Source organism: Geodermatophilus amargosae (assembly GCF_900116515.1).
GTDB lineage: Bacteria > Actinomycetota > Actinomycetes > Mycobacteriales > Geodermatophilaceae > Geodermatophilus > Geodermatophilus amargosae.
Window position 1 is genome coordinate 49,768 of the sequence record NZ_FPBA01000027.1, and the last position, 25,781, is coordinate 75,548.

General features: G+C 70.8%; 21 protein-coding genes. 14 read left to right on the top strand and 7 right to left on the bottom strand.

Annotated features, from left to right (window positions below):
- Positions 1-217 precede the first annotated feature (217 nt).
- From BM414_RS24310 to BM414_RS24330, 6 genes are all read left to right on the top strand, one after another.
- Positions 218-1,666 carry an MFS transporter gene (locus BM414_RS24310; RefSeq protein WP_093583813.1) on the top strand — a complete coding sequence of 483 codons (1,449 nt, stop codon included), beginning with the start codon at positions 218-220 and terminating at the stop codon, positions 1,664-1,666.
- A gap of 185 nt (positions 1,667-1,851) precedes the next feature.
- Positions 1,852-2,307: a hypothetical protein gene (locus BM414_RS29695; RefSeq protein ID WP_175551779.1), complete on the top strand. Its 456-nt coding sequence runs from the start codon at positions 1,852-1,854 to the stop codon at positions 2,305-2,307.
- 289 nt (positions 2,308-2,596) lie between these two features.
- Positions 2,597-3,829 carry an alpha/beta hydrolase gene (locus tag BM414_RS29700; protein WP_281246782.1) on the top strand — a complete coding sequence of 411 codons (1,233 nt, stop codon included), beginning with the start codon at positions 2,597-2,599 and terminating at the stop codon, positions 3,827-3,829.
- Positions 3,830-4,230: 401 nt separating this feature from the next.
- A complete protein-coding gene (locus BM414_RS29705) occupies positions 4,231-4,392 on the top strand; it encodes a hypothetical protein (protein ID WP_093583819.1) in 162 nt (53 codons plus the stop codon).
- A gap of 172 nt (positions 4,393-4,564) precedes the next feature.
- A complete protein-coding gene (locus BM414_RS28705) occupies positions 4,565-4,852 on the top strand; it encodes a hypothetical protein (protein ID WP_139246024.1) in 288 nt (95 codons plus the stop codon).
- 779 nt (positions 4,853-5,631) lie between these two features.
- A complete protein-coding gene (locus BM414_RS24330; RefSeq protein ID WP_139246025.1) occupies positions 5,632-6,459 on the top strand; it encodes a tyrosine-type recombinase/integrase in 828 nt (275 codons plus the stop codon).
- 405 nt (positions 6,460-6,864) lie between these two features.
- On the opposite strand, the gene BM414_RS24335 is transcribed toward BM414_RS24330, so the two are convergent.
- Both BM414_RS24335 and BM414_RS24340 read right to left on the bottom strand, forming a co-directional pair.
- Positions 6,865-8,016 (bottom strand): phosphodiester glycosidase family protein, encoded by a 1,152-nt coding sequence (locus BM414_RS24335; RefSeq protein ID WP_093583823.1) that lies wholly within the window; start codon positions 8,014-8,016, stop codon positions 6,865-6,867.
- Between the two features lie 16 nt (positions 8,017-8,032).
- Positions 8,033-9,142 carry a hypothetical protein gene (locus tag BM414_RS24340; RefSeq protein WP_093583825.1) on the bottom strand — a complete coding sequence of 370 codons (1,110 nt, stop codon included), beginning with the start codon at positions 9,140-9,142 and terminating at the stop codon, positions 8,033-8,035.
- A gap of 319 nt (positions 9,143-9,461) precedes the next feature.
- Here BM414_RS24340 and BM414_RS24345 point away from each other — a divergent pair, with 319 nt between their 5' ends.
- Both BM414_RS24345 and BM414_RS24350 read left to right on the top strand, forming a co-directional pair.
- A complete protein-coding gene (locus BM414_RS24345; protein WP_139246026.1) occupies positions 9,462-9,779 on the top strand; it encodes a hypothetical protein in 318 nt (105 codons plus the stop codon).
- Between the two features lie 123 nt (positions 9,780-9,902).
- Positions 9,903-10,907 (top strand): glycosyltransferase family 2 protein, encoded by a 1,005-nt coding sequence (locus BM414_RS24350; protein WP_245784960.1) that lies wholly within the window; start codon positions 9,903-9,905, stop codon positions 10,905-10,907.
- Here BM414_RS24350 and BM414_RS24355 read toward each other — a convergent pair.
- Together BM414_RS24355 and BM414_RS24360 are read right to left on the bottom strand one after the other, a co-directional pair.
- A complete protein-coding gene (locus BM414_RS24355) occupies positions 10,876-12,333 on the bottom strand; it encodes a carbamoyltransferase family protein (protein ID WP_093583831.1) in 1,458 nt (485 codons plus the stop codon). The genes BM414_RS24350 and BM414_RS24355 overlap by 32 nt on opposite strands.
- Before the next feature lies 1 nt (position 12,334).
- Entirely contained in the window at positions 12,335-13,348 is a 1,014-nt protein-coding gene (locus BM414_RS24360) for an SGNH/GDSL hydrolase family protein (protein ID WP_139246027.1), read from the bottom strand.
- Between the two features lie 121 nt (positions 13,349-13,469).
- Here BM414_RS24360 and BM414_RS24365 point away from each other — a divergent pair, with 121 nt between their 5' ends.
- From BM414_RS24365 to BM414_RS24380, 4 genes are read left to right on the top strand one after another with little or no spacing between them, the layout of a single operon-like run.
- Complete coding sequence (locus BM414_RS24365; RefSeq protein WP_281246781.1) at positions 13,470-14,582, top strand: glycosyltransferase; 1,113 nt, start codon at positions 13,470-13,472, stop codon at positions 14,580-14,582.
- The gene (locus BM414_RS24370) at positions 14,579-16,261 is read left to right on the top strand and encodes a glycosyltransferase family 2 protein (protein ID WP_139246028.1); all 1,683 of its coding nucleotides are present in this window, start codon (positions 14,579-14,581) and stop codon (positions 16,259-16,261) included. The genes BM414_RS24365 and BM414_RS24370 overlap by 4 nt, the downstream gene beginning before the upstream one ends.
- Positions 16,258-18,171: a nitrilase-related carbon-nitrogen hydrolase gene (locus BM414_RS24375; protein ID WP_175551782.1), complete on the top strand. Its 1,914-nt coding sequence runs from the start codon at positions 16,258-16,260 to the stop codon at positions 18,169-18,171. The genes BM414_RS24370 and BM414_RS24375 overlap by 4 nt, the downstream gene beginning before the upstream one ends.
- Positions 18,171-18,824 carry a class I SAM-dependent methyltransferase gene (locus BM414_RS24380; protein WP_139246030.1) on the top strand — a complete coding sequence of 218 codons (654 nt, stop codon included), beginning with the start codon at positions 18,171-18,173 and terminating at the stop codon, positions 18,822-18,824. Before BM414_RS24375 ends, BM414_RS24380 begins: the two co-directional genes overlap by 1 nt.
- Here BM414_RS24380 and BM414_RS28710 read toward each other — a convergent pair.
- The 3 genes from BM414_RS28710 to BM414_RS24395 are packed head-to-tail and all read right to left on the bottom strand — an operon-like array spanning position 18,711 to position 22,367.
- On the bottom strand, positions 18,711-19,892 hold the full coding sequence (locus tag BM414_RS28710; protein WP_139246031.1) for a glycosyltransferase family protein: 1,182 nt from the start codon (positions 19,890-19,892) through the stop codon (positions 18,711-18,713). The two genes, BM414_RS24380 and BM414_RS28710, sit on opposite strands and share 114 nt — an antisense overlap.
- A gap of 1 nt (position 19,893) precedes the next feature.
- Positions 19,894-21,309 carry a nucleotide sugar dehydrogenase gene (locus BM414_RS24390; RefSeq protein WP_175551783.1) on the bottom strand — a complete coding sequence of 472 codons (1,416 nt, stop codon included), beginning with the start codon at positions 21,307-21,309 and terminating at the stop codon, positions 19,894-19,896.
- A gap of 56 nt (positions 21,310-21,365) precedes the next feature.
- Positions 21,366-22,367: an NAD-dependent epimerase/dehydratase family protein gene (locus BM414_RS24395; RefSeq protein WP_093583846.1), complete on the bottom strand. Its 1,002-nt coding sequence runs from the start codon at positions 22,365-22,367 to the stop codon at positions 21,366-21,368.
- A 521-nt stretch (positions 22,368-22,888) separates the two neighbouring features.
- On the opposite strand from BM414_RS24395, the gene BM414_RS24400 reads away from it, so the two are divergent.
- Together BM414_RS24400 and BM414_RS24405 are read left to right on the top strand one after the other, a co-directional pair.
- Complete coding sequence (locus BM414_RS24400; protein ID WP_139246032.1) at positions 22,889-24,466, top strand: PLL family lectin; 1,578 nt, start codon at positions 22,889-22,891, stop codon at positions 24,464-24,466.
- Positions 24,467-25,504: 1,038 nt separating this feature from the next.
- On the top strand, positions 25,505-25,781 hold a 277-nt coding region (locus BM414_RS24405), incomplete at its 3' end, for a transposase (protein WP_139246033.1).

Here is a 25,781-nt window from a genome sequence, read left to right on the forward strand (position 1 = left end):
ACGACGCTCAGGCTCGGCGACAGCACGGGCCGCGGAAGACATACCCACGGCGACGGACGCGAGCCGACAGGGCCGGTACGGGTCTCGACGGCCCCGGCTGACGCGGCTGTGCGGTGGCGGGAACGACAGTGCGAGGACAGCGGCAGGACAGAGGGGCTCGCGAACCTGCGTCTCGACAGCCACCGCCGGCTGTCCTTCGCGGAAGACAGGAACCGTCATGACACCCACCGCACCCGCGGCGAGTCCGACGAGCAGCCGGCGCTGGCTGGCTCTCGCGCTCATCGCCGCCGCCCAGTTCATGGTCATCCTGGACACCTCGATCATCGGCGTCGCCTTGCCGAAGATTCAGGCCGATCTCGGCTTCGACCCGCAGGACCTCAGCTGGGTCTTCAACGCGTACGTCGTCGCCTTCGGCGGTCTGCTCCTGCTCGGTGGGCGGCTGTCCGACCTGTTCGGCGCCCGCCGGATCTTCACCACCGGCTGGCTGGTCCTTGCCGTCGGCTCGCTCGTCGCCGGCCTGGCCGACGGCGTCGCGGTCGAGCTGACCGGCCGTGCGATCCAGGGCGCCGGCTCGGCGCTCATCGCCCCGGCCGCGCTCACCCTGCTGTTCCAGGTGTTCGGCGGCACCAACGAGCTCCCAAAGGCCCTTGCCCTGTACGGTGCGGCCGCACCTGCCGGCGGCACCGCCGGCGTCTTCCTCGGCGGCGTCCTGACCGAGTACGCGTCGTGGCCGTGGGTGTTCTTCATCAACATCCCGGTCGCCGCTGTCGTCCTGCTGCTGACCCGTTCGGTCATGCCTGCCGGGATGACCGGCCGCGGCTCGCTCGACCTCGCCGGTGCGACCACCGCCACGCTCGGCCTCGGCGCGGTCGTCTTCGCGATCGTGCGCGCTCCGGAGGCCGGCTGGACGTCCGGCAGCACGCTCCTCGCCGGCCTCGGCGGCCTCGCGCTCCTGGGTGTGTTCGTCGCGCTGCAGGCCAGGCTCCGTCAGCCGCTGATGCGCCTGGGCATCTTCCGCGCACCGAACCTCGCCGCAGCCAACATCGCGCAGCTGCTGCTCGGAGCCGCCTGGATCCCGATGTTCTTCTTCGTGAACCTGTACCTGCAGCAGATCCTCGGCCTGGGTGCGTTCGCGTCCGGCGCCGCGCTGCTGCCCCTGACGGTCGCGATCATGATCGGGATGGTCGCGGTCGCGCCGAAGCTCATCGCCCGCTTCGGCCCGAATGCGATGATCGTTTCAGGTCTCGCCACGCTGGCCGCTGGTCTGGTGTGGCTGTCGTTCATCGACGCCGACGGCAGCTTCGTCGTGGACGTGCTGCCTGCGTCGCTGGTGACGGCGGCCGGTATGGCGATGGCGTTCATCCCCTCGCTCGGCACCGCGCTGTCGTCTGCGGCGCCGGAGGAGGGCGGCCTGGCCGCCGGGATCGTCAACACCAGCTACCAGATCGGCTCCGCGCTGGGCCTGGCGGCGATGACCGCGGTCGCGGCTGCGTTCGGTGCCGACGCGGTCGGCAACCCGGCCGAGCTCACCGACGGGTTCTCCGCCGCTCTGCTCGGCGCCGCCGGCATCGCCGCCGTCGGTGCGGTCCTCGCTGCCGTGTTGCTGAGGAAGCCCGCCGACAGCCTGGCTGCTGACGGCACGGACAGCGAGCTTGTAGTGGCCTAGCACCACCGCACGCCCTGCACACGACCCGGCTGGCGCGGTCACTCCTGCGGCCGCGCCAGCCGACCTACCTGCCCCAGCTCATCGGATCGGAGAGAAGCCATGACCAGCACACGCGTCCTCGCCCAGCTCGGTGAGCGTATGGGGGAGCAGGCCCCGCCGTGCTGAGGCGTCGCGGGGATGCCGTGATGCGGGTGGTCGCTGGGCGACGTAGCACCGCGGTTGACGGGCGCGGCCGCCAGCTGCGCACGCCGGTGGCCTGGGGTGTGGTCTGGGGCTGTCTGCAGGCGGCGTCGCCGCTGGCGTTCTTCTGGCTCGAGGACGCCACCGTCTACGCGCTGGGACTCGTGCTGATCGCAGCGGTCTACATCGGGTTCGCCGTCGCCGACGGTCGAGGCACGGTCATCGCCGTCGAGATCGGCGTCGCGTCGGTGTTCGTCGTCGTCGCCGCGGCGGCGGTGACCGGATCGGCCTGGCTTCTCGTCGCGGGCCTGGCCGGTCACGGCCTCAAGGATGTCTGGCAGCACCGCACCGGCTTCGTCGCCAACACCCGGTGGTGGCCGCCGTTCTGCGCCACCGTCGACTTCGTCGCCGCCGCCTTCATCGCCGTCGGGATCGCCGCGCACCTCCACCTGGGGTGGTGAGCGACCCACCATCTCCGACTGCCTCGGCAGGTCACACCGCGTTCCTGACCCAACTGGGACCTTCGGCCCCTGCCCGACGGCCCCCCACAAGCACCGTCGCCCGCCGGCCCGCCATCGGATCCGGCATACCTCTCACGGAAGCCGGACTGTCATGACGACTGCCACGCAGCCCACCCAACGACCGCCGCTCCCCGCCCGCCCGGGCCGCAACGATCACACCGGGCCGATCCGCCGGATCATCGTCGGGTCGCTGGCCGCCGGGCTGGTCGCGGCCGCGGTCCTCACCTTGGTGGTGTTCGGCGGAGCGGACGAATACGTCATCACCGGGACGGCGCTGCTCGGTTTCGCGCTCGGCTGGGCGATGCTGGCCGTCCTGTCGGTGCAGATGACCGACCAGCCCCAGCGCTGGCCGTTCGTCCCGGCCGCCGGTATGGCAGCGACCGGCCTGGGGCTTCTGGTCCTCGCCCCGGGCGATGCCGGCCTGACCTCGGCCGGGTGGGTGTGGCCGGCGGTCCTTCTCGTGCTCGCCGTCTGGATGGGATCCCAGGTGCGCCGCTGCCTGGCGGCCGGGAGCGGCCGCTGGCTGCTCTACCCGGTCGTCGCCGCCCTGGCCGCGGCCGCGGTGGGCGGCGCGTTCGAGACCGTCGCCCTCGCCTCCGACGAGCGCAGCTATCCCATTCCTGGGCAGCTCTACGACGTCGGTGGGCATCGCCTGCACCTGGACTGCACCGGCTCCGGTGGTCCGACCGTCATCCTGCTGAGCGGGCTCGGCGAGTTCTCGCCATCCTGGGCCCACATCGCCCCGGCCGTCGCAGGGACCACCCGCGTGTGCGCGTATGACCGTGCGGGGCAGGGCTGGAGCGACGACGCACCGCAGATCCAGGATGGCGTGCAGGCCGCGTCTGACCTGAACACGCTGCTCGACCGCGCCGGCGAGGACGGCCCGTACGTGCTCGTCGGACACTCCATCGGCGGCAGCTACGCCATGACCTATGCCGCCCGCTACCCCGAGCAGGTCGCCGGATTGGTCCTGCTCGACGCGTCCGACCCCTACGAGGCCACGCCCGCCGACGGCGCGGCCGAGCCGAACGCCCCCGCCCTGCTGGCCGTGACGCCCAGCCTCGCCCGACTCGGCATCGGGCAACTCGTCCCGTCCTCGTCCGACCTTCCCGAGCCGGCCGCCGGCCAGTTCCAGGCATTCGCCCACAGCCCCCGTAGCTGGCGCAACGGAGCCGAGGAATCCGCCGCCATGCCCGCCCTGTTCAGCCAAGCCCAGGCGCTCACCACCCTCGGTAGCACGCCACTCGTGGTGCTGACCGCGAGCGAATCAGTGCAGATCATCAACGGCTGGACGGCCGCCCAGGCCCGGATGGCCGCGCTCTCCACCAACGGCAGCCACCTGGCCGCCGACACCACACACGTGGGGCTGCTGGCGGACGAAGAGGGCGCTGGGATATCGGCCGACGCCATCCACGACGTCGTCGAGGCGGTGCTCACCGGATCACCGCTCCAGACCCCCTGACCTGTGCCGCGCGTCCTGCGGCGCAAGGAAGGTGGCGACGCTGACACACGACCCGTACTGCGGGCGCCTGAACCAGAAATGGATGCGCCAGGTGGCCCAGCAGTCTCGGGTCGATGCCGTGCTAAACAGCGGCGACATCATCGACTGGGGCAGTCAGCCGGATCACCGACTGGGGCAGTCAGCCGGAGAACCAGCTGGTCACCTGCGTGGGCCAGCTCGGCGTCCGCCTGGCTGGCGCTCCGCCAGGCGTTCCTCTACGCCCTGCTCGGCGTCGGTGACCGCCGACGGGCCCGGCGTCGCCCGCGCGGACGCACCCGACGGGCCGCCGGCCCTGAGACGGCGTGCGGGCTGGCGCGGGGCTGCTGGTCGTGCTGACCAACCGAGGACTGAGGAGACGCCCCGTGTACGGCTGGATCTGGCGCCACCTGCCCGGAGGGACGGCGAGCCGCTCGGTGCTCGCGCTGCTGCTCGCCCTCGCCGCCTGCGCGCTGCTGCTCTTCGTCGTCTTCCCCCTCGTGGAGCCCTACATGCCCTTCAACTCCGTGACGGTCGACGGCGGCTGACCGCTGACCCCGCCACCCCCGCTCGACGGCACCCGGTCGTGCACTCGGGTTGCCGTGGCGGTCGGCTGGTGACCGGACCGCGAGAGGGCTGCACCACCGGGACGCCTTCGTCTCGACCGGGGCACCCTGGCTCCGTTCACACGGCCCCCTGACCCGAGGGGTCCGCTGCCGCGTGGCCGAGCCGGACGCGGCGTACGCCTCGGCGGGGCGGGGAGGTGATGCCTTGTCGGTATCGGCCCGCATCATCGCGTCCTCCACCAGTCGAGGAGGCGATGCGGTGGCCCGCAGCTGTCCGTTCCCGGAGAAAGAGCGCCTGATGAAGGAAGCGGCACGTGCCCGCGCGATGACGCTCAACCGCTGCGCGTACGACGGGCGCACGGTGCACGCCTATCGGTGTCCCGCCGGCGGCCACCACCACGTCGGGCACCGGCGGCCGAGAGGTCGACGGCGGCGCTGGTGACGGCATCGTTGCTGCGGCACCGGACCACGCCGACCGGTCGCGCCGTCGGCCAGCGTGCCTGCGGTCAGGTCGGGATGCCGGCGGCGCGGACGGGCTGCAGCCGCCCTCGTCCCACGGCTCAGGGTGAGGCTGCGACTTGCGAGCCCGAGTGGCTCACGACAACGGCGGCTCGCCAGGACCCACGCACAGCAGTGTCGACGTCTGTACTGGAGAACTACCGGGGATCGGCAGAAAGGCTCCGGCTGGCGCGCGACGGCCTCGTCCACAGGGTGTCCATGCGTCCACAGAACGCCCGGCTCGTACCCGAGCGCCGCTCGATGCGTATAGGTCCGGGGTGAGACCTGCGATCGCGCGACGTCCCACGTCGGCACGCGCGACGAGGGACGTCACGAGGAGGTCCTGGATGGGGAAGCCGCGGCGGCGACAGGCAGGCGAGGGCGGGATCAGCGAGTACGCGACGAAGGTCGGCCCACGTTTCCTGATCAAGTACCCGGTCCTGCTGGAGGACGGGACCAAGCGCGTCGTCCTCAAGCGCGGCTTCATGCGCAGGGCAGACGCCGCCGCGGCCCTCCGTGCGGAGATCCGCAACGTCGAGATGGGGGAGTGGGTCGAGCCCGCCAAGATGCGACTCGACACGTACCTGGCCGAGTGGGTCGAGGGCCAGCGGCTGAAGGCGTCCACGCTCTCCTCCTACCGCAAGAACATCCGGCTCCACATCGACCCCCACCTGGGGGGCGACGCCGCTGTCCCGGCTCACCGGGACGGCGGTGGACGCGTGGATGCGCACGTTGGAGACCTCGGGGCGTGCGGACGGCCGAGGAGGGCTGTCGGCCCGCACGGTGCGCTACGTCTACACGATCCTGCGGTCCGCGCTGGGGGAGGCCGTCAAGCACGGGCGGCTGGCCGTGAACCCCACCGACCGGTCCACGCCGCCGAGCCCGTCGGAGGCCAGGCCGCCGGAGATGCAGGCCTGGACCGCCCGAAAGCTCGGGAAGTTCCTGGCCTGGGCCGAGGACCGCGATCCGGACCTCGCCATGGCCTGGCGGCTGCTCGCGGCCACAGGTATGCGGCGCGGTGAGGCTCTCGCCCTGCGCTGGCGGGACGTGGACCTCGAGGCCGGCCGTCTGCAGGTGCGGCGCAGCGTGGGCGTCGTCAAGGCCAAGGGCGACGGGCAGCAGCTGCTCGAGGGGCCGACGAAGACAGGTCAGGCGCGCGTCGTCGACATCGACCCGGACACCGTCGCCGCGCTCGAGGCCTACCGCGCCGTGCGCGGCCGGCTGGACGCAGGGCTGGTGCGGGACAGCGCCCTTGTCCTCGGCAGCCTGACCGGCGGGCATCGCCATCCCGAGCGCTTCTCCCGCCGCTTCACCGATCAGGTGGCCCAGGCCCGCCGAGCTCTGGGGGAGGACGAGCTGCCGCGGATCCGCTTGTACGACCTGCGCCACACCCACGCCACGCTGCTGCTGGCCGCGGGCGAGCCGGTGAAGGTGGTCTCGGAGCGCCTCGGCCACGCCAACGCGACCATCACCCTCACCGTCTACCAGCACGTCCACCCCGGCGTGGGCCGCCAGGCCGCCGAGCGCTACGCCGCCCTGCTGCGGGGCTGACAGAGCCCGCGAAGGATCAAATTGGTATCACGAGGCCTATGTTGACCTTGAAACGACTCCGCCCCGGGCCTCTGACCTGCAGAGACACCGGGGCGGTGCTGTGTCCGAGGGGCGACACGCTACATACGCACACGCCTGCACTGAGACGGGTGCGGCTGAGCGACCTGCTTGGGCAGCCGCGCGGGGAAGCGCTCCGCGGTGTCGCGTACGGGCGGAGGAACGCTGGATGCACCAGGAGCACTGATCGAGGTGTGCACACTATGGCCAACACTGACGCTGACACGCCGTACGTCGCGGCGGCCAAGAAGGCAACCGTGGACCGTCGGTGTCGGAGGCGCTGCCAGCGGTGGGAGGTGGCACCTCACAGTCAGGTGGCTGCGATCTCGAGCACTGTCGCAGGTCGGGCTACGTCGTCGCCAGCGGCCAGTTGACGTCCAACGTCACCGAACCCTGGGCGGTGGCGACACGCAGCTGACCGGTGAGGACGCCAGCCGTTCCGGGCGGTCTCGTCATGCTGGGGGTCAGCGTCAGCGGCCCACCGGTCATCGGGGTGCCCGGCGGTGGTGGGAGCTGGGCTGAGGCGGCCGAGACGATCGCGGGAAGCGGTACCCCGAGGTCAAGCGCCAGGTCGTGACCGGTGTCGCCACGGACACCCAAGGAGACGAGTATCAGCTTGATGCCTGAGTTGTCGATGGCCAAGGAACCCTGCGTCCCCGTGGCGGAGAAGTCCGTCAGGAAGCGCGGGTCGGTCGACGCGGGGTTGTTGCGCAGGGCAGACGCCGGTGTGGTGCTCAGGCTGCGCTGGATGAACGCAGGACCGTCCGGGATGGCGCGGTTCTTGATGTAGTCGCCAGGTGTCACCTCGACGACCTTGTCAACGACCAGAGTGGCGGAGTCGCTGCCGTCTCCCATGGCGGCCTGATCGACACCCGCTCCGGCGACGAGAGCGGCGAACTGCGGCAGCATGAGCCCGATCTCGCCGTGTTGCTGAACGATCACGAGCACGGCGTTGATGTCGCGGGCGACGCCGTACGCCGCCTTACCAATGGTCGCCGACATCGGCCAGAAGGTCCCCGAGGTCGCCGGTGTGGCCGCGACCGACTTCCCCTCCACGAGCGGGAGCAACCGGCCTATCGCCTCGACGAGGGGGGGAACGGACTGTCCCGGGTCGCCCTTGGCCACGATGAAGGAGCTGGCCGACGCCCCTGCCCCCTGCCCGAAGTAGCGGAAGGAGGGAGCATGCGGGGGCTCACCAGGCAGCGTGATCGCCTTGGACACGACCTCTCCCTGCCACTTCACCGCGCAGTCGCCGGGGGTTGCGCAGTAGCTGGCGAAGGTCTGCCCGTTGGCGACCACCCGGGCGGTCGAGGCGATGGCAGCCGCCGTGAACTTCTCGGACGGCTTTCGTTGGAGCACCTCGAGCCGGAAGAAGTCGGCGTCCAGGAAGACGTACCGGAACGCACCATCGAGTGCCGCGAAGACCCCACCGCCGGAGTTCATGCGCTTGCGGACATCCGGGAGGAAGCCCGGCCCACCGAACGTGTGCTGTACGAGCATGGCTCCTCGTCCGTGGCTAGGCGATCACGTGTCCGTCCGAGACTTCCTTCTGCAGGGCGGCCAACACGTCGGCAGCCGCGAGCCAGATCCCGTCGACCGCCAGTGACTCGAGGCTCTCGCCCCTGGCGTCGGCACGGGCGTGTGCGACGGTGTCCACGGCGTGACCCCGGAGCTCCGCGTCGGCCGTCACGATGGCGCGAGCCTCAGCTGTCAACGCTCCGGGCAGCCGGACGATCGCCTCCTGGAGGGCAACGCCGTATGCGGACACGGCCGCACGAACGGCGAGGAGGAGCTCCTCCGTGTAGTGCAGCGTGCCGACCGGGGACCCGAGCCCACCCTGCGTCAGCGTCACCGGATGGTCGCCGGCCGGCAAGGGAGGAGTGGTTCCGTACACCCACCCGTCCCGCAGGACGACGTCGGTGGCGGGCTTGCCGCCGATGTCCAGCCAGACGTCCGCGGCAATCGACGTCGTGGGCGCGCGCATCCTGAGGCCACCCTCCACGGGCATCGCATCCGGCTCGAGCGTCGACGGGCACACGACCTGAGCCGGTGCCGCGTACCCCACGCCCACGCCCTGGTCCGTCGGGCTTCGCAGGGGGAGTCCGACCTGGAGACGGAAGGCGTTCTCGTGCTCGATCGTCTGTCGCACCCGCGCCGGGCCGGGTGGCGGCGCATCGCCCACGGCCGCGTGGTGTGCGTGTGCCAGCTCATGGAAGAGGATCGCCGGTGCCGGGTGGGTGACCCGGCCAGGTGTCCCGGACAACTCCGCCACGTGGTAGTTGGCGGATCCGGCGTCTGTGACGTCGTAGACGATGCGCATAGCAGTTCCGCCGAACGGCAGGGTCGCCCCGCCTGTCGCGGTGATGGGGCTGCCATCGGGCAGCACGAAACCCGCGTCTACGCCCGAGATGACGACGTCCGTCGCAACGGAGTTGCACATCGCGTCGAGCAGGTCCTGCGCCGGCCCGCTGCGCTTCTTGCGGTACTTGAACCTCTTGATCGTCGGATTGCCCGGGACGTCCTCGATGAGGTCGGCCGGGTCGCTCTCGCACCGCCCGATCAGCACCAGATGACTCAGCACGGCGAACTGCGTGCCGGTGAAGGAGAGCTGGACGAACAGTGTCATCGCACGGTCCCCTCCGATCCCCGTCCGGGCATCGTGCCGTCGGCAGGTCCAGAGGCTCTGGTCTGCAGGACCGCCATGGGTGGACCCGGATGCCGCTGCGCGCCAGTTCGAACTCGGCTGCGGCTGTCATGCCGCAGGATCGGAACAGCGGAGAGGCACCGTGTCCGAACAGCGTGACAGGGCTCCGCGAGCCCCGTCAATGCACGGTTGCCGGGCCGGGCCGGCCCTCGATCCCGGGCCGATCGCACCGAAGGGCCGCGTGCGGACACGACCCCGCCGCGGCCCGCGGCCACTACTGTCCGGGTCAACATCACGGGACATGCTCGTTCCTGCCAGTGAGGTGGTCGTTGTGACGTCGAGCGACTTCGATCCGTTCAACACCGACGACCTGACCAACCCGGCCGACTGGTGGCAGTGGGTCGTCCGAGAGCACGGCGAGCTCATCTCCCAGGCTGCCACCCGACTGGGCGCTGCGGTGATCTCCGGCGCACTGGGCATCGCGGGTGCGCAATTGCAGGCGAACGGCTCTAAGCTCGCCACCCCGACCCTGGCGGCCTCGGGCTTGTTCGCCGCCGGTTTCACCGGTGGTGCCGCGCTCGACGCCCGGAGCCGGCGACAGGTCCGACCCATGCGCTGAGCACGCGTCCGAGCCGGGATCATGGGGTCTCCAGGATCGCCGGAACCGCTGCGCGGGCCGGCCCCCACCATGTCGGACCGGCGGGCGGAGGGCGCGGGAAGCCTACCGGGGCTGAGCTTCTGCATGATCGTCCGGAACGGTGCCGCCACGCTGGCCGACTGCCTGGAGAGCGTGGCCGCGGTGGCCGACGAGCTGATCGTGGTCGACACGGGCTCGTGTGACGAGACGGTGAGCATCGCCGAGCGACTCGGGGCACACGTGATCGCTGCACCGTGGACCAACGATTTCGCCGCGGCCCGGAACCGTTACCTCCGCGTCGCCCGACGGTCCTGGATCCTGTCGCTGGACGCCGATGAGCGGCTGCTCGACCCCGACGTGGACCGCATCCGGGCGATAGTCGACGCCCATCCCCGGACAGCATTCGGCGTCACCGTGCGGAACTTCTTCGACCACGACCTGGAATGGCCTCGATTCCTGGCACCGAGCGAGTTCGGCGGGCGCGCCTCAGCCCGGCAGTCCTGGCACGTCAGCCGGACCATCCGTCTGTTCCCACGGCTGTCCGGCCTGACCTACCGCTACCCCGTTCACGAGTCGCTGATCCCGGCCGCCCGGCAGGTCGGCGTGCGACTGCGGCTGAGCGACCTCGTGGTCCATCACCGTGAGGGATCCGCAGCCGGCACGGCACACACCGCGCCGAAGACGGCGCAGTACTCGTTGCTCGGGCGGGCCAAGGTGGACCGCCATCCCCGCTGTTCCCGCGGCCACCTGGAGATGGCGCGCGTCCACCTCGACGGCGGGGCGTGGGCGCTCGCCGAGGACGAGCTGCGGGAATGTCTGCGGCTGAGCCCGATGACGGGGCTCGCCGGCTACTACCTGGGCGAGGTCCTGCTGCAGACCGGTCGTCTGCACGACCTGAAGAGGCTCCTGGCCCGGTCGCCGATGTCAGGGATCGACCGTTGCCATCTGGAAGGCCGCCGGCTGCTGGTGACCTGCCGTCACGAGAGGGCCGCCGCGCTCCTCCGCCGGGTGGTGGCCGAGAAGCCCGGCTATCGGCCGGCCCGCCGTCTGCTCGACACGGCGTTGGACCGTTCGGTGATCAATAGACCCGGATGCCCGACCGGGCGGTGAACCGGTCGGCATCGGCGACCGAGTTGACCAGGGGCTCGCCCTTCACGTTCAGCGACGTGTTCAGCAGCATCGGGCACCCGGTTCGGGCGTGGAAGTCCGCCAGCAGCCCGTGGATCGCCGGGTTGTCCGCCGGCCGCAGGGTCTGCACCCGGGCCGTGCCGTCTGCGTGCACGATCGCAGGGAACGCCTCGGGATGTCGCACGGGCGCAACGAACTGCATGTAGGGACTGGTCGGTACGGGCAGATCGAAGTGCTCGTGAGCGTGCTCGGCGAGCACCATGGGTGCGAACGGCCGGAACGGTTCCCGCCGCTTGAGGGCGTTCACCTTGTCCCTGGCCGCCGGGTCCCGAGGGTCTGTGAACAGCGAGCGGTTGCCCAGGGCCCTCGGTCCGAACTCGGCCCTGCCGGTGGCCACGCCGATCACGTCACCCGCGGACAGTGCCGCCAGCGCTCCGGCCTGGTCGAACGGTCGGTCGATCGCGTGGCCGAGGTAGGGATGCCGCCACCGGGCGTGCCGGCGGCTCCACGCCAGCGCCGCCCCGATGCTGGAGCCGCCGTCACCCGGGTTGGGCATGATCCAGATCTGGTCGAACAACCCCTGCTGGGCGATCCTGGTGTTGGCCAGGCAGTTCATCGCCACGCCGCCGGCCAGCACCAGGCGTCGACGCCCGGTGGTCCGGGCCAGCCAGCGTGTGATCCCCAGCAGGACGTCTTCGGTGACCGCCTGGATGGAGGCGGCCAAGTCCGCTCGCCGGTCCAGGTCCGGGCGCCACCAACGGACCCCGCGGTGGGGGTTCTCCCGCAGCTTCAGGCGGGGCGGGTCGAAACGCTCGACGAAGTCCTGCCAGATCAGGTCCCGGTAGACAGGCTCGCCCGATGCGGCCATGCCCATGAGGATGTACTCCTCCTCGTTGGGCGTGAGTCCGATCCGCTGGGTGAATGCCGAGTACAGCAGCCCGAGGCTGTCCGGATAGTTCTGACTCCACAGCCGCCGCAGGATCGGGCCCTGCCCCGTCCACGCGCTCAGGGTCTCCCACTCGCCGATCGCGTCGGCCACGAGGATCACCGCGTCGTCGAAGGGGCTGGTGAAGTATCCCGCGGCCGCGTGGCTCTCGTGGTGACCGACGTAGCGCACCGGGACGCCGGGCAGGAAGCGGTGCACGTATCGCGCGCCGTCGGTCCGGCCGACGTCCGACCACTGCCCGGCCCATGCCTTGCGTGCGCGCTTGAGATGCGGCTTCTCGTACCACACCACGAGATCCGGCGGGCCGTACCGCATCGCGTCAGCCAGCAGGTCGGCGTTGAGGTGCGGGTCGTTCTTGACCCGGCTGTAACGCTCGGCGGCGGAAGCGAACAAAATCTCGCGCCCCCGCACCACGGCCAGGCTGGCGTCGTGCTCGTTGGCGCTGACCCCGTAGATGATCACTTCAGTAGATGAACGGGTCTCGGCGTCTCATGGCCCGGATCCTGCGTCCCAGACGGCCAGAGGTGATCATCTGCCGCGCCGGTCGGAAGAGTGCGTCGACCCGAGGTGGCGCAGTGGCGACCGGGAGCCGTGCGCGCGGGCGAGGCGGTGCCACGGCCTGCGGCGCGGCGGAGCCCGTTCCGGCAGGCCCTAGACCTTCGCTCGCCATTCCCTGCACCATGGCGGCGGCGAACTCGGCATGGGAATCGATGCCGGCGTGCCGGCCGTCCCGAGCGAGGTCCACAGGCTCCCAGGCGCCCACGTACCCATCCAGACCGGTGTACGCCTGGAGGACCTCCGTCGGCACCGGCTCGAGGACCCCCCAGTGGTACGGGATGCCGCACTCGGCCAACCGGGCCCGCACGAGCTGGAAGTTGCGCACGAAGTTGAAGAACGTCTGGGCCTCCGTGGACAGACGCAGGAACGCCGCGTGCTCCTCGGTGTTGAAGTCCGGTCGCCAATCGGGCAGGAAGAAGAGCTGACGGCGCGGCGTCGGGAACCAACTGATCCGGGCGGTCGACGGCCACAGCACGCAGACGGCGTCGGGTCGCAGCGCGTCGATGCTCTGGTGCACCATCATGGCGACGTAATCCGATCCGGTCGCCCCGAACCCCAGGTTGAACTGGCGCACCGTCCGGCCGTGCAGGTCCGCGAGCGACTTAGTGACGAGCGATGTCCACAGCCGCTCATACGGCATGCCGAGGCCGAACGTGTTGGAATCGCCGACGAACACGACCGCCAAGTCCCCGGCGTCCCGATCGAACTCCGGACCGCGGTATCCCATCGAATTGAACCGGTACCCCACGCTGTCCGGGGAGAACGCGCGGTTCCCTCGGCGGAGGTAGTTCTCTTCGGAATCGCCGTGCAGCCACTGCGTGAACGCCACAGGTGGGTACTGCGGCGAGCGAGGGACCCGGTTGGCCTGCCAGAAGTCGGTCGCCGAAGGCAGGAACCCACGACCGGCGGACTGGCCCACGATGGCGCCCCTTCCGCTCCGTGCTCAGCCTCCATACCATACCGTGGGTGATTGAAGATCCAGGGGGGCAGTTGCCGCCTCGCGGCGCGGTGTCGAACCAACGAGCGTGAGGCGGTCAGCGGTGGTCGTCACCGACCGCCGGCTGCTCCCCGCTCGACGCGGTAACCGGGTTCGCATTCTCGGTGTGCTGCGCGGTCTGCGCGCGCTCGGCTGGCGAGTGGAGCTCATCTGCCTCCCGGACGCCGGCTCCGACGACGAGCTGCTGAGCGAGGTCGACGCCGTCCATCGCCTGCGAGCCCGGCGCTTCGACGGTGGCGACGTGGCCTGCTTCGACAGCCGGCCCTTCCGCTGGGCCGTGGAGCGGGTGGTCGCGGCGCGCCGGCCGGAGGTCGTCATCGCCGAGTACGCCTGGCTGGCCCCCACGATGCACCGCCTCCCGCCTCGGGTCACCCGGGTGGTCGACTGCCACGACGTGCTGCACGAACGGACGGACCGTTTCCGCGCAGCCGGCCTGGATCCCTGGGTCTCCTGCACCCGGGTGCAGGAGCAAGGCCTGTTGCGCTCAGCGGATACGGTCCTCGCGGCCCAGTACCACGACGGAGCCGTCCTGCGGACGCTGGTGCCGGACACGGACGTGCGGTCTGTCTTCCCGGAGATCAGCTGCTCCGCCCCGCCGTCCGCGCCGCCAGTCAGTTCGCGGGTGCTGGCGGTCGGCGCGTCGCACGCGGGCAACGACGGCATCCTGAGGTTTGCCGCGTCCGGCTGGAAAGCCGTCCTGGCCGCCGTCCCCGACGCCCGGCTGGACATCGCCGGGACGGTCGCCGCCGGACGACCCGGCCCTGCCGTGACCTTCCTGGGCGAGGTGGACGACCTTGCTCCGTCCTACGAGGCGGCTGCGGTCGTCGTCTGTCCCATCGAGATCGGGAGCGGGGTCAAGATCAAGGCCATCGAGGCGCTCCGGTACGGAAAGGCGATGGTCGCCACGCCGGCGGCCGTGGAGGGACTGCCGGAGGCCGGCAGGCCGGCCTGGGTCGAGGCGCGGGACCTCGACGGATGTGCGTCGGCCACCTACGCGTTGCTGTCGCGTCCGGACGAGCGAGCCCGGCTGGAGGACCGCTCCGCCGCGTTCGCCGAGGAGCACTTCGCGCCGGTGCGGATCCGGCGGGAGCTCGACGCAGCACTCAGCGCTCGCCGGTCTGCGCGGCGCCGGCTGGGTCTGGGGGCGAGCCGATGAGCACGCCCATCACGATCGCGGCGGTGCCCAAGGCCTTCGAGGGCCACATCGGGACCATCCAACGGAACGCGTTGGGGAGCTGGCGGCGCCTCCCGGACGTCGCGGGCATCCTGCTGCTGGGCGATGACGACGGCCTCGCAGCGGCCGCCGCCGAGTTCGGTGCCACGCACGTCCCGGACGTCAACGTCGACGAGGAGGGCGCCCCGGAGCTGGACGCGGTGTTCCACGCCATCGACCGGACCGCCACCGCCGACTGGATCTGTTACGTCAACGCCGACATCCTCCTGCTGCCGGACTTCTGGACCGCCGCACAGCAGGCGATCGCAACGCTCGGACCGTCGTTGAGCGTCGCGCGGCGGTGGAACCTGGAGGTCCCCGACGCCCTGGCGTTCGAGGACGGGTGGGCCGACCGCCTCCGTCGCGCGGCGCGGACCGAAGGGGAGCTGTTCACGCCGTTCGCCCTGGACGTCTTCGTCCATCCCCGAGGCATGTTCGCCAACGTGCCACCGTTCTCGGTCGGCGCGTTCAGCTGGGACAATTGGCTGCTGCACGAGGCCAGGGTGCGCGGGCTCCCAGTCGCGGACTTGACAGCAGCAGACGGAGTGGTCCACCAGAACCACGGATACCGGCAGTTCGCCACCGCGGCGGACTACCGCCGAAGTCCCCGGGCGTTGCGGAACTACTGGCTCGCGGGGGACTCCTTGCACGGCCTCAGTTCCGCGGCCGACGCCACGCACGTGCTCCGGGACGGCGCAATCGTCGCGGCCGACACGAAGTCCGTGTCGGTAATCGTCGCTGACACGGGCAGTGCCACCCGCCTCAGTGCCTGCCTCGCCGCGTTCGAGCACCAGAGCTACCCGCGCACGTACATCGAGGTGATCGTGGCCACCGAGCACGGTCGGCTCCGGCCCAACGCGGTCCTGGCCGACTTCCCGTTCGCCACCGCGGTCCGGGCCGCCACGCCGGGTCGGGCGGCGGCCCGGAACAAGGGCGCCGCGGTCGCGCGCGGCGACCTGCTGGCCCACCTGGACGCCGACGTGTTGCCCGCCGGCGACTGGGTCGAGCAGGCAGTGACGACCCTGTCATCGCAGGACACGGACTGCATCGTGGCCAGCATCCCCCAGGTCCGGCTGCCGGACCGCGGCTCGCCGTCGGTCGGGTACTACGGGGCCCTGAGTTCCCACCGTACGGACCCCGCAGCCCCGCCGACGGGGGTGGGGGAGGGGGTGCTGTTGGGGCGCGCGACCTGGCGGGCGCTCGGTCCGTTCGACCAGCTCTCGCCGACCGGCATCGCCGAGTACGCATGGCTGGCCCGGGCGGCCGCGCGTGGTCACCCGGTCGTGCGTGCGCCGGCGGTGGTCCGGCGGACGGTCGACAGCAGCTGGGAACAGCTGACGGCAACTGTGCGGCAGCAGGTCCGTGCCGAGATGGCACGGTCCCAGCTGGCCCCGGTCGACGCGATGCGGACCCGCGGGGAGCGGTGGGGCGAGTACACCCGACGCCTGGTCTCCGAGACGTCCGGCGCGCTACGGGACGCCGACGTGCCGGCCCGAGCCCGGTGGGGTGTGCGCGCCGCGGCGACCTGGGCATGGCTCGTGCGACTGGACGAGAGCCTGCCCGATCGGCGGCTGCCGACGTCGGTCCGCCGCCGGTTGGATCCTTCCGGGAAGCCGTCGTGACAGGCCGGTCGATCCCCCCGCCGCCCTGCGGTCCGGAGGCGCACGGCGGGAAGCGGATCCGGGTCGCCGCGCTCTCCATGCCGCGCCGGGACAGCGGCCCGGTCTCCGGAACCAACGCCGGTGTCGCGGCTGCGGTGTCGGCCGTCCGGACCCTCGCACCCTCCCGGCCCGACCTGATCTGCCTCCCGGAGAACTTCCTGTACGACGGGTTAAGCGATCGCCGGCCCGCCCGGCTGGCCGTGCCGGTCGGCCACGAGCTCATCGAGCGCTTCGCCGACCTGGCCCGCGAGTCGGGCGCGCTGCTCGCGGTTCCGTTCCTGGAGGACGCCGGGCACGCGGTGTACAACTCCGTCGTACTGCTCGACTCGGCGGGGCAGCGCCTCGGTGTCTACCGGAAACAGTTCCTCTGGCCGTCCGACGCACAGGCGGGCGCGCTCGAGGGCGGCGTGACCCCAGGCGTCGGTGGCGGTCCCATCGCCACCCCCTTCGGCCCGCTCGGCGTGCGGGTGTGCCTGGACGTGCAGTACCCCGAGTCGTGGCGCGACCTGGCGACCCACCGGGTGAAGCTCGTCCTCTTCCCCTCGGAGCAGAGCGGCGGCACGGCCCTGCGCGCGCGGGCGTGGCAGACGCGCAGCTTCGTGCTCGCCGCGGTGTCCAAGGGCGGCCGGTCAGCGGTGATCGACCCCGTCGGTCACGTGGCCGCGCAGTGGGGTTCCACGACCGACGCGCCCGTCGTCGACCTGGGCCTCGACTACGAGGTCGTCCACCTGGACCACACCGAGGAGATGTTGCGACGGCTGGCCCGCCGGCTCCGGGGCCGGGTGACCTTCCGTCGGTATGAGGACGAGCGGGTCTGCCTGGTCACGAGCGGCGACCCCGGTGTCTCGGTCGCGGACCTGTTGGCGGAGTACGGCATCCCGACCCTCGATGGCTACCTCGAGCGGGTCCGGGTGCGCAACGAGTCGGCGAGGGTGGGCCGCCTGACACCTGACGTAGGGGCCAGGGGCAGGTCGGCGGTCGGCTCGCGGGCGGGGCTGGACCATCCCACGAACGGCGCCCGCCGGGTGAGCGTCATCGTGCCCACGCGCGGCGACTCGCCGGCGCTGCGACGATGCCTGGCCGCACTCGCCCACCAGCAGTGCGACCTGCCTGTGGAGGTCGTGGTGGTGCTCAACGGTCCGGAGACGACGCTGCCCACGACCCCGGACGGCGTCCGGGTGGTGCACGAGCCCACGCGAGGTCCGGCCGCTGCCCGGAACACGGGCATCTCGGTCAGCACCGGCGAGGTGATCGCGCTGGTGGACGACGACTGCCGGCCGTCGCCCGGCTGGCTGGCGGCCGGACTCGACGCACTCGAGCGGGCCGGTCCGGAGGCGGTTGTGGCCGGCGCGATCACCCGGTCCGGTGCCGCGGAGAACCTGGTCAGTCGGTTCGACGGCGCGAACTACCTGCGGCAGGAGCAGTACGTCCGCTACTCCCAGGCGTTCGTCACCGCCAACGTGATCATGCGCCGGTCCGTGTTCGACCGCGTGGGGGAATTCGACGAGGCCTTTCCCGAGGCTGCGGGCGAGGACTGGGACTGGGCCCGACGGGCCGGCCGGCTCGGTGTGCCCATCGTCTACGGCGACGAGGCGACCATCGACCATCCCTGCATGACGGATCTGAGGGCTCTGCGGGCGAAGGCAGAGCGGCTGGGCCGGGGTGAGGCGCGGCTGCGCTGGAAGGACGACCCGCTCTCCGCCCCGGTGGGCCTGCTGGCCGAGATCAGCCGCCAGGTGCGGCGGTCACCGGGCCACGACGGACTGGCGGTGGACGACCGGCTGTGCATGCGGGGGCTCAGCGTCCTGGTGGCCTGGTGGATGTGGCAGGGTCGGCGCGGGATGGCCGTCCCGTCGGGACGGCGGCGCTGATGTCGATCGCCAAGGACCCGGACGATCCTGCGCTGGGCGGGAACATGATCGGCGGAGACCCGCAGACCTTCCATCCGGCGCTGTGGGACTACCTGATCGACAGGTTCTCCCTGACCTCGCTCTTGGACGTAGGCTGTGGCGAGGGCCATTGTTTGCTGTACTGCGCCGAACAGGGTCTCCGGGTCAAGGGGCTCGACGGCCTGCGCGGCAACCTCCGACGAGCCGTCGCCCCGATCACCCTGCACGACCTCCGGTCGGGGCCGTTCCACTGGCCCGCCGACCTCGTGCACTGCTGCGAGGTGGTCGAACACATCGACGAGCGCTACGTGGGGAACGTCCTGCGCACCCTGGCCAACGGACGGGTGATCGCGATGACCCACGCCGTGCCGGGCCAGACCGGGTACCACCACGTGAACTGCCAGCCCGCCGGGTACTGGATCGACAAGGTGACGGCGCTTGGCTACGCCTACCGACCGCAGGAGACCGAGGAGGGCAAAGCGGCCATCAGGACGTCGGGTGCCTGGACCTACTTCATGGCCTCAGGCCTGGTGTTTGAACGCGTTGACGGCGCCGCGCAGCCCGGCCCGGTCCAGCGCCGCCTCCAACGGGCGGTCCACGCGGTGCAGCGCGGGGTCCAGCGCCATCGGCGCTGACCGCGGGTACTTCCAGTCGGTCGAGATCGCTCGGAAGTGCCGGTAGCCGAACTCGTCGGTGATCGCCGCGGTGAAGCCGGGCATCCGCACGTGGTGAGTCGACCAGTTGTACTCCAGGCCCGTCCGGGCCGGGACCACGCACCACTTGAGCGGACAGCGTTCCAGCTGGGCGGCGTCTCGATGGACGAAGTCGCCGTGCCGCGCTGCCCCCGGGTGACCCCGGCGACCGGTTGCGGCGCCGATCCAGTCGCCGGCGAAGGCGACGCAACCGGCGGCGTCCTGTTCGGCCGCCTGGAAGACGCTGCGGCCGCTGGCCGAGATCACCAGCTCGTCCACATCGGTGTTGAGCACGCTCGCGGCTCGGCCGAGGAACCGGAACCGCGCATCCTGGAACGCGCCGGCCTGGCAGAAGTCGGAGTCCCAGCCCGAAGTGCTCGAGAAGCCGCCCGGCCCGTACGGGAAGGGCCAGGACACCACGTCGACGGGGAGACCGGGCAGCGCGGCGCGCAGCGTCTGCAGGAGGTGGCGCGGCGAGTACCGGGTGGAGCCGTTGTCGTACAGCAGGACCGCGTCGGCTCCGTGGTTGACGAGGTGGAACCTGGCCCAGTCGACCACCCAGGCCGGGTCGTTGTCCTTGGACAGGGTGTATAGCACCCGCCGGCCGGCGTACCGACGCAGTTCCGCGCGGCTGGGCCGGAGCTGCGTGGCCCCGAAGTCGAACGCCACGGTGACGGTGCGGACCCGGGGGGCCGCGAGCCAGATGTCGCAGCACCGGTCCCGGTGATGGAACCGGGTGATTCGGGTGCCGAGAGGGCGCCCGTCGATGCGACCCGTCGTCACGGTGGCCTCGAGGTTCCGTAGGGGCGGCCCGACCAGCACCAGCTGGCCGGAGGGCCAGGAACCGAGCGCGATGGCGTCGTAGAAGACAGTGGTGGCGTCGAACTGGTCGTCGAACCCCGGTTGGCGTTCGGAGATCGGCCGGGTGATGTCGCGCCGCAGCCCGCTGTGCGCCGGGAGCGTCAGGGACGCGCAGCCGAGGACGTCCCACCGTGCTCGCCCGGGCCGCACGTCAGTCCTCGGCCACGAGGGCGTCCATCCCGGTGCCACCGGGACCGATGCGCTCGGGGGACTCCGACCGATCAGCCCAGAGGCTGCGCACCGCGTTGAACGCCGCGTCGTCCGGCCGGGTCGCGTTGGGTCGGCCGTACTGCAGGACTTCCGTTCCGGCCGGCCATCGCTCGCGGGTGACGAGCCGCCACGGGTCCGCCAGGAGCGCGGGGCGCAGGTCCAGCGCGAGATCGGTCAGCTGGGCATCCGTCGTGGCGATCACGACCAGGTCCGGGGAGCGCGGCAGGTCGGCCGGCTCGTCGACGATCCGGACGGTCCCGGCCGCGACTGCAGCCGCGAGGACGCGGCCTGCCGCCGATGCGGCCCGCTGGTCGTAGACGACCACGTGGACGCCGGCGGCGGCCAGCACCCGGGCCAGCTCCAGACTCTGGGACGCGTCCACCACGGATGTCCCCGCCTTGTAGGCAGCGCCCAGGATGACGGCGGTGCTCTCGGGGCGGAGCCTCGCCACGAGGGCCTCGGCTCGGTGGGCCGAGAACCAGCGGTCGGCTGCGTCGGTGGCGCGAGCCAGCTCCGGGGGAACGCCGACCACCTCGGCGAGCAGGGCCAGCGCGGCGTTGTCACGCGGCAGACACGGCCCGCCGTACCCGAACCCCCCGGTGAGGAGCTGCGGGCCGACTCGGGAGTCGGAGCCGACCGCGTCGGTGACCGTGTCGACGTCCCCTCCGGGGAGGTGGTCGCAGAGGGCGGCCAGGGTGTTGGCGAACGTGATCTTCATCGTCAGGAACGTGTTGACGGCCAGCTTGGTCAGCTCGGCGTTCTCGATCGACATGGTCCGGATCGGTACCCCGGGTCCGAGCACCCGGCGGTACACCGTCTCCACCTCCCGGCCGGTCGCTCCGTCGGCCACTCCCAGTAGCGCAAAGTCGGGATGGAGGAAGTCGCGCAGCACGCTGCCCAACGCGACGAACGGTGGGCTGTAACAGAGGTCCAACCCGTCCCCGACCGCTCGCCCGGAGGCATCCTCCAACACCGGCTGCAGCGCGTACCGGGTCGCCCCCGGGAGCACGGTGCTGGCCAGGACGACGGTGTGCGGCTCATCGCTCTGCGCCAGGGCGTGCCCGATCTGCTCGAACGACCGTTGCACGTGACGGAGTTCGTACCCACCACGGTCGTCGCTGGGCGTCGGGACGATCACGTAGGTGACCGACGTCCGCCGGATCCCATCCGCATGGGAGGAGCACGCCGAGAACCGGTGCTGACCCAGCAGTTCCGCCAGGCCTGGTTCGTCGTCGGCCGGCAGGTGGCCCGCGACCATCGCGACCCGGCGTGGGTCGATGTCGACGCCGCAGACGCGGCCTCCGTGGCTGGCCAGGGCTGCCGCCACGGCGAGGCCGACACGACCCAGACCGAGCACGCAGACCGCGGGAGGACCGCCGTCCGGATCAGCGGCTCCAGGGCCCGGTTGACGCATCATGGTCCAACGGCACCGGTCGCCTCGATGGCCGACGCCGCGGCGGAGTCCCGCACCTGCTGCTCCACCCACGCGTACGTCTGCTGCATTCCTGTGCGCAGCGGACGACTGGGGCTCCAGCCGAGTTGCCGCCGGATCAGCTGATTGTCCGAACACCGTCCCCGGACGCCCTCGGGGCCGCCTCCGTACGCAACCTCGAGTCTCTTCCCGGAGATGTCGATGACCATCTCGGCCAGGCCGGCGATGCTCGTCATCTCCTCCGACCCCAGGTTGACGGGGCCCGCGAACCCCGACTGCATCAGCCGGCGAAGTCCCTCGACGCATTCGTCCACGAACAGGAAGGAACGGGTCTGCCGGCCGTCGCCCCAGATGCTGATCACGTCTCCGTCGTCGGCCTCGGCGACCTTCCGACAGATGGCGGCAGGTGCCTTCTCCCGTCCTCCGCGCCACGTCCCGTGGGGTCCGAAGACGTTGTGGAGCCGAACGATCGACACGTTGCCGACGGCGCCGTGGTGCAGCGCTCCATAGACCCGCTCGGCGAACAGCTTCTCCCAGCCGTACTCACTGTCCGGCTCGGCGGGATAGGCGTTGTCCTCGGCGCAGTCGGGATGGTCCGGGTCCCCTTGGGCGCGCAGGGGATAAACGCAGGCCGACGACGCGAACAGGAGCCGTGCCCGCGATCCTCGGTAGGCACGCTGGACGTTGAGGTTGATGGTGGCCGAATCGAGCAGGATGTCCACGTCGTTCTCGCCGGTGAAGATGAAGCCGGCGCCCCCCATGTTCGCCGCGAGTTGGTAGATTTCGTCGACGTCCGGACGAATGACGGCGCGGCAGAGGTCGAAGTCCCGTAGGTCGCCGACTGTGAAGTCGTCGGCCGGAGAGGGCGCGAACTCGGGCGTGTGGAGGTCCACGCAACGCACCCGGTAGCCCTCGTGCTTCAACCGCCGGGTCAGGTGGTGTCCGAGGAAACCTCCACCGCCGAGTACGAGAGCGGACTTCATCGGAGCGCCTGAAACCTACGCCCGGCCCACCGACCGCTAGGCTCGATCCGGTTCCGGAGCATGGCGCCCACCTCTGTCACGTGACGGCCTCGGGAGCCTATCCCGCAGCATCAGCAGCGGTGAGCGTTTCACTGCCGGGACAGCAGGAGGACGCCTGAAGACCGCGCGGTCGTCTGCATGCGCTCCCTGACGAATCCGTCGCGGCGGATCGACTCGCCGGCCGGATGCTGCTGACCGAGGTGGACGTCCCGGGACGGGTCCTGGCCGGGCGCTGTGCCAGATCGTCCGATCGAAACAGCGCGCCAGGGGACTGAACCGACCGATTATCTCCGCTGGGTGGGACGCTGGGGCTCCGATGCCGATCGGAGTATGTGGCGGATGCGATCGCCGGACTTCCCGATGTGCACGGTGCCGTCAGCACGCACCCGACTTGTGGGGGGCCCGTGAGCATTTGGCTTGCCGGCGCGAGCGTCGTCTCCGGGCATGACGGGGGCACGTACGTCGGGGCGCCCTGGCGGGGCGTGCTGCACACGACGGAAGGTCCATCGATCACCAGCGCAGTCGGCGAGTTCACGGCCCACAACTCGTGGCCGCACTTGACGATCGATCCCATCGCCAAGCAGGCGGTCCAACACGTCCCCCTGGACGTGGCCGCCAGATCTCTTGCTCATCCGCTGGGAACGCCGGAGACCAACCGGGCCAACTGCGTCCAGATCGAGATAGTCGGTATCGCCACGGAGTCGCCGACATGGTCCAGCGACAGTCTGGAGTTCATCGCGGGATGGATGCGCATGGTGGAGGAGAAGGTTCCGATACCGCGTCAGTCCGGCATGGTCTTCAAGTCCTATCCGGCGAGTGCCGGTCTCGCCAACGGCGTCAGGATGAACGCTGCGGACTGGGCGGTCTTCTCCGGCTGGTGTGGTCATCAGCACGTCCCACACCAGGACCACGGCGACCCCGGCGACATTGACATCGACCATCTCTGCAGTCCGCGCATCCTCGGCCTCGGATCCGCCCCCAGCACTCCTGGTCCGGCCGCCGTCAGCCGGAGCCCGCGATCGATGGACGTCGTGTTGGCCCGAGCCGCGCAGGCGCCGCGAGCGTTGAGCTGGGGTGGTGACACATGGTCCGCGGCGCCTATCCAGGTCGGCGACGGCCAGGTGCCCGCCGGGGGCATCGTCGGAGTTGCCGGTGTGGCGCGAGGGTCGGACGTGGTCGACACGTTCTGGGTGGGAGCGGATGGCTCCCTCCAGACGGCTTGGTGGACGAGGAGTGCAGGATGGTCGGCGAGCCACCTGCGCATCGGGGACCCCGCCATCCCGGCGACGATGGACGGTGGGATAGCGGCTCTGGGTCGCCGGCCCGGGATCATCGATGTCTTCTTCGTCGGTTTGGACGGGCGGCTGCACACGACATGGTGGACGGGGCCGACAGGCTGGGCCACTCCCACGCTCACCCTCGCCGGCACGCTGCCGGTCGACGTCACGGGAGGCGTGTCTGTGGTGAACCGGACTCGTGACATCCTGGACGTCTTCTGTGTCGGTGAAGACGGCGGTCTCTACACGGTCCAGTGGACGGCGAACTCCGGCTGGGCGGCTGCAGCGACGATGATTGCCAACCCGCTCGGAGGTGTAGTCGGCTCGTGCGGCTGCGCTGCGGTAGCTCGGGATCACCATCACGTCGATGCCGTCTTCGTGGGCAGAGACGCGCACTTGTACGCCGTCCGGTGGGACGAGACAGCTGGATGGTCGGCTCACGTGCGGATCGACACGGGAAGCGCCATGTCGGCCAGCACGGTCGCTGGGCCGGCGATGCTCGCCCGGAAAAGGGACGTCCTCGACGTCTTCTGGCTTGATGTGACGGGTCGCCTACTAACAACGTGGTGGACTGAGGCACATGGCTGGAGCGGTGCTGCCCAGCAGTTGGGAGCTCCGAGCGCAAGGATGATCCCTACTCTGAGCCCAACAGCGATAGCTCGCCGATCGACGACTATCGATGTTTTCGCCGTCGACTGGAACTACGCTGTCAACACGATCGGTTGGACCGCGTCGACGGGCTGGGCATCCACGTTCAGCACCTTGAATTTGACCGGACTGTAGCCACCTCGATGGGTGCCGCCGCGCTACAGGGACGACACCTGTCTTGGTCACGGGGACCCGAGGTGACGCCTGCCCAGGGCTTCCACACGGCGACCGTGCAGTCGACGGAGCGCCCTGCCGCCGGGCTTCGCCAAGCGACGTCCCCAGGGCCGGAGCCGTGGAGCACCGTGGCGCGCGGCGGCGAATCAATTGCCGTGCTTCCGTTCGTCCGACGATCGACGGTGCGACAGCGGAAGGTCACTCGGCCCGATTCAGTACCAGCGTCGCACGCCTCGGGGCACCTGGGCCGTCAAGCCGCTGATTCCGAGCCTCCTCCGGCGGGATCGGAACGCGACGGCCACTGGGCGACGTCGGAGCTACCGATCGCAGGTGCCCGGCCGCACAACCGGAGGTGACCACCCGACGTGCGGACGACCGGGGTGAGTGTGTGTCCGAGGGGCGACACGCTACTTACGCACACGGCTGTCCTGACCGGTCCGTATCAGCAAGCGGCGTCCATGCCCTTGCCTCGGGCGCCGGCTTCGGCAGGGGGTCCGCGTGCCGGCCTGTTGCGGCGACTGACCTCACGAAACCGAACGTCCGCCGGACGCGGCCAACACCACGGAAATCGCAGTCAAGGTCCGCGGCATGTACGGCATCGCGCGCCGTGACGTTGGTGCTCTTGCCACCGCCCGGAGCTGACGGCGTCCTGTTCTTGGGTTGCTACCGGCTTGGGTCTGGCGGCAGTAGTCCCCTGATCGGCATGTGTGTACGAGGCCGTAGCCGTCACACCACGACCTCGTGACGCCGTGGTGACGCCGGCGTGACGCGTACGAGCGATCCTGTTCCGGCTCAGTCTCGCTGTCTGTATCTGGCGAGGGAAGCGCACCTCCTTCTTGCGAGGGGTGTCCGCAAGTGCTGGGGGTGGAGGCGGATGGTCGCCGAGCGTGTTCCCTCACGGGTCGATGGTCACCGCCACAGGGTCGCCACTTAGTACTGCAACGGCACTTGAGCGTGTCGCTGTCGTGATCGGCTGAGGGCTGGTAGCAGCGTGTGCGGATGCGCTGCGATGGCCTGGTGGCCGAGGTGCAGGACTGGGCGGCGGGGCTGGAGGAGGTCCACCGGCGCATTGCCGCTGCGTTCAGCCGGGCCGAGCCGCGGGCCCGGGTGCTGGCCTATCTGCGCGGGTTGTTGGGTCAGCTGGAGCGCAAGAACGGCTGCACGCTGGCCGAGGCCGCCGGTGAGGTGTCTCCGGACGGGATGCAGCGGCTGCTGCGCACCGCGGACTGGAACGCCGACGCGGTCCGCGACGAGCTGCGCGACTACGTGGTCGAGC

What these genes read in the sequence shown, in the direction of transcription:
- BM414_RS24310 (WP_093583813.1), top strand. Translation starts at nt 218, where the DNA reads ATGACACCCACCGCACCCGCGGCGAGTCCGACGAGCAGCCGGCGCTGG.
- BM414_RS29695 (WP_175551779.1), top strand. Translation starts at nt 1,852, where the DNA reads ATGCGGGTGGTCGCTGGGCGACGTAGCACCGCGGTTGACGGGCGCGGC.
- BM414_RS24330 (WP_139246025.1), top strand. Translation starts at nt 5,632, where the DNA reads ATGCGCACGTTGGAGACCTCGGGGCGTGCGGACGGCCGAGGAGGGCTG.
- BM414_RS24335 (WP_093583823.1), bottom strand. Translation starts at nt 8,016, where the DNA reads ATGCTCGTACAGCACACGTTCGGTGGGCCGGGCTTCCTCCCGGATGTC.
- BM414_RS24340 (WP_093583825.1), bottom strand. Translation starts at nt 9,142, where the DNA reads ATGACACTGTTCGTCCAGCTCTCCTTCACCGGCACGCAGTTCGCCGTG.
- BM414_RS24345 (WP_139246026.1), top strand. Translation starts at nt 9,462, where the DNA reads ATGCTCGTTCCTGCCAGTGAGGTGGTCGTTGTGACGTCGAGCGACTTC.
- BM414_RS24350 (WP_245784960.1), top strand. Translation starts at nt 9,903, where the DNA reads ATGATCGTCCGGAACGGTGCCGCCACGCTGGCCGACTGCCTGGAGAGC.
- BM414_RS24370 (WP_139246028.1), top strand. Translation starts at nt 14,579, where the DNA reads ATGAGCACGCCCATCACGATCGCGGCGGTGCCCAAGGCCTTCGAGGGC.
- BM414_RS24380 (WP_139246030.1), top strand. Translation starts at nt 18,171, where the DNA reads ATGTCGATCGCCAAGGACCCGGACGATCCTGCGCTGGGCGGGAACATG.
- BM414_RS24395 (WP_093583846.1), bottom strand. Translation starts at nt 22,367, where the DNA reads ATGAAGTCCGCTCTCGTACTCGGCGGTGGAGGTTTCCTCGGACACCAC.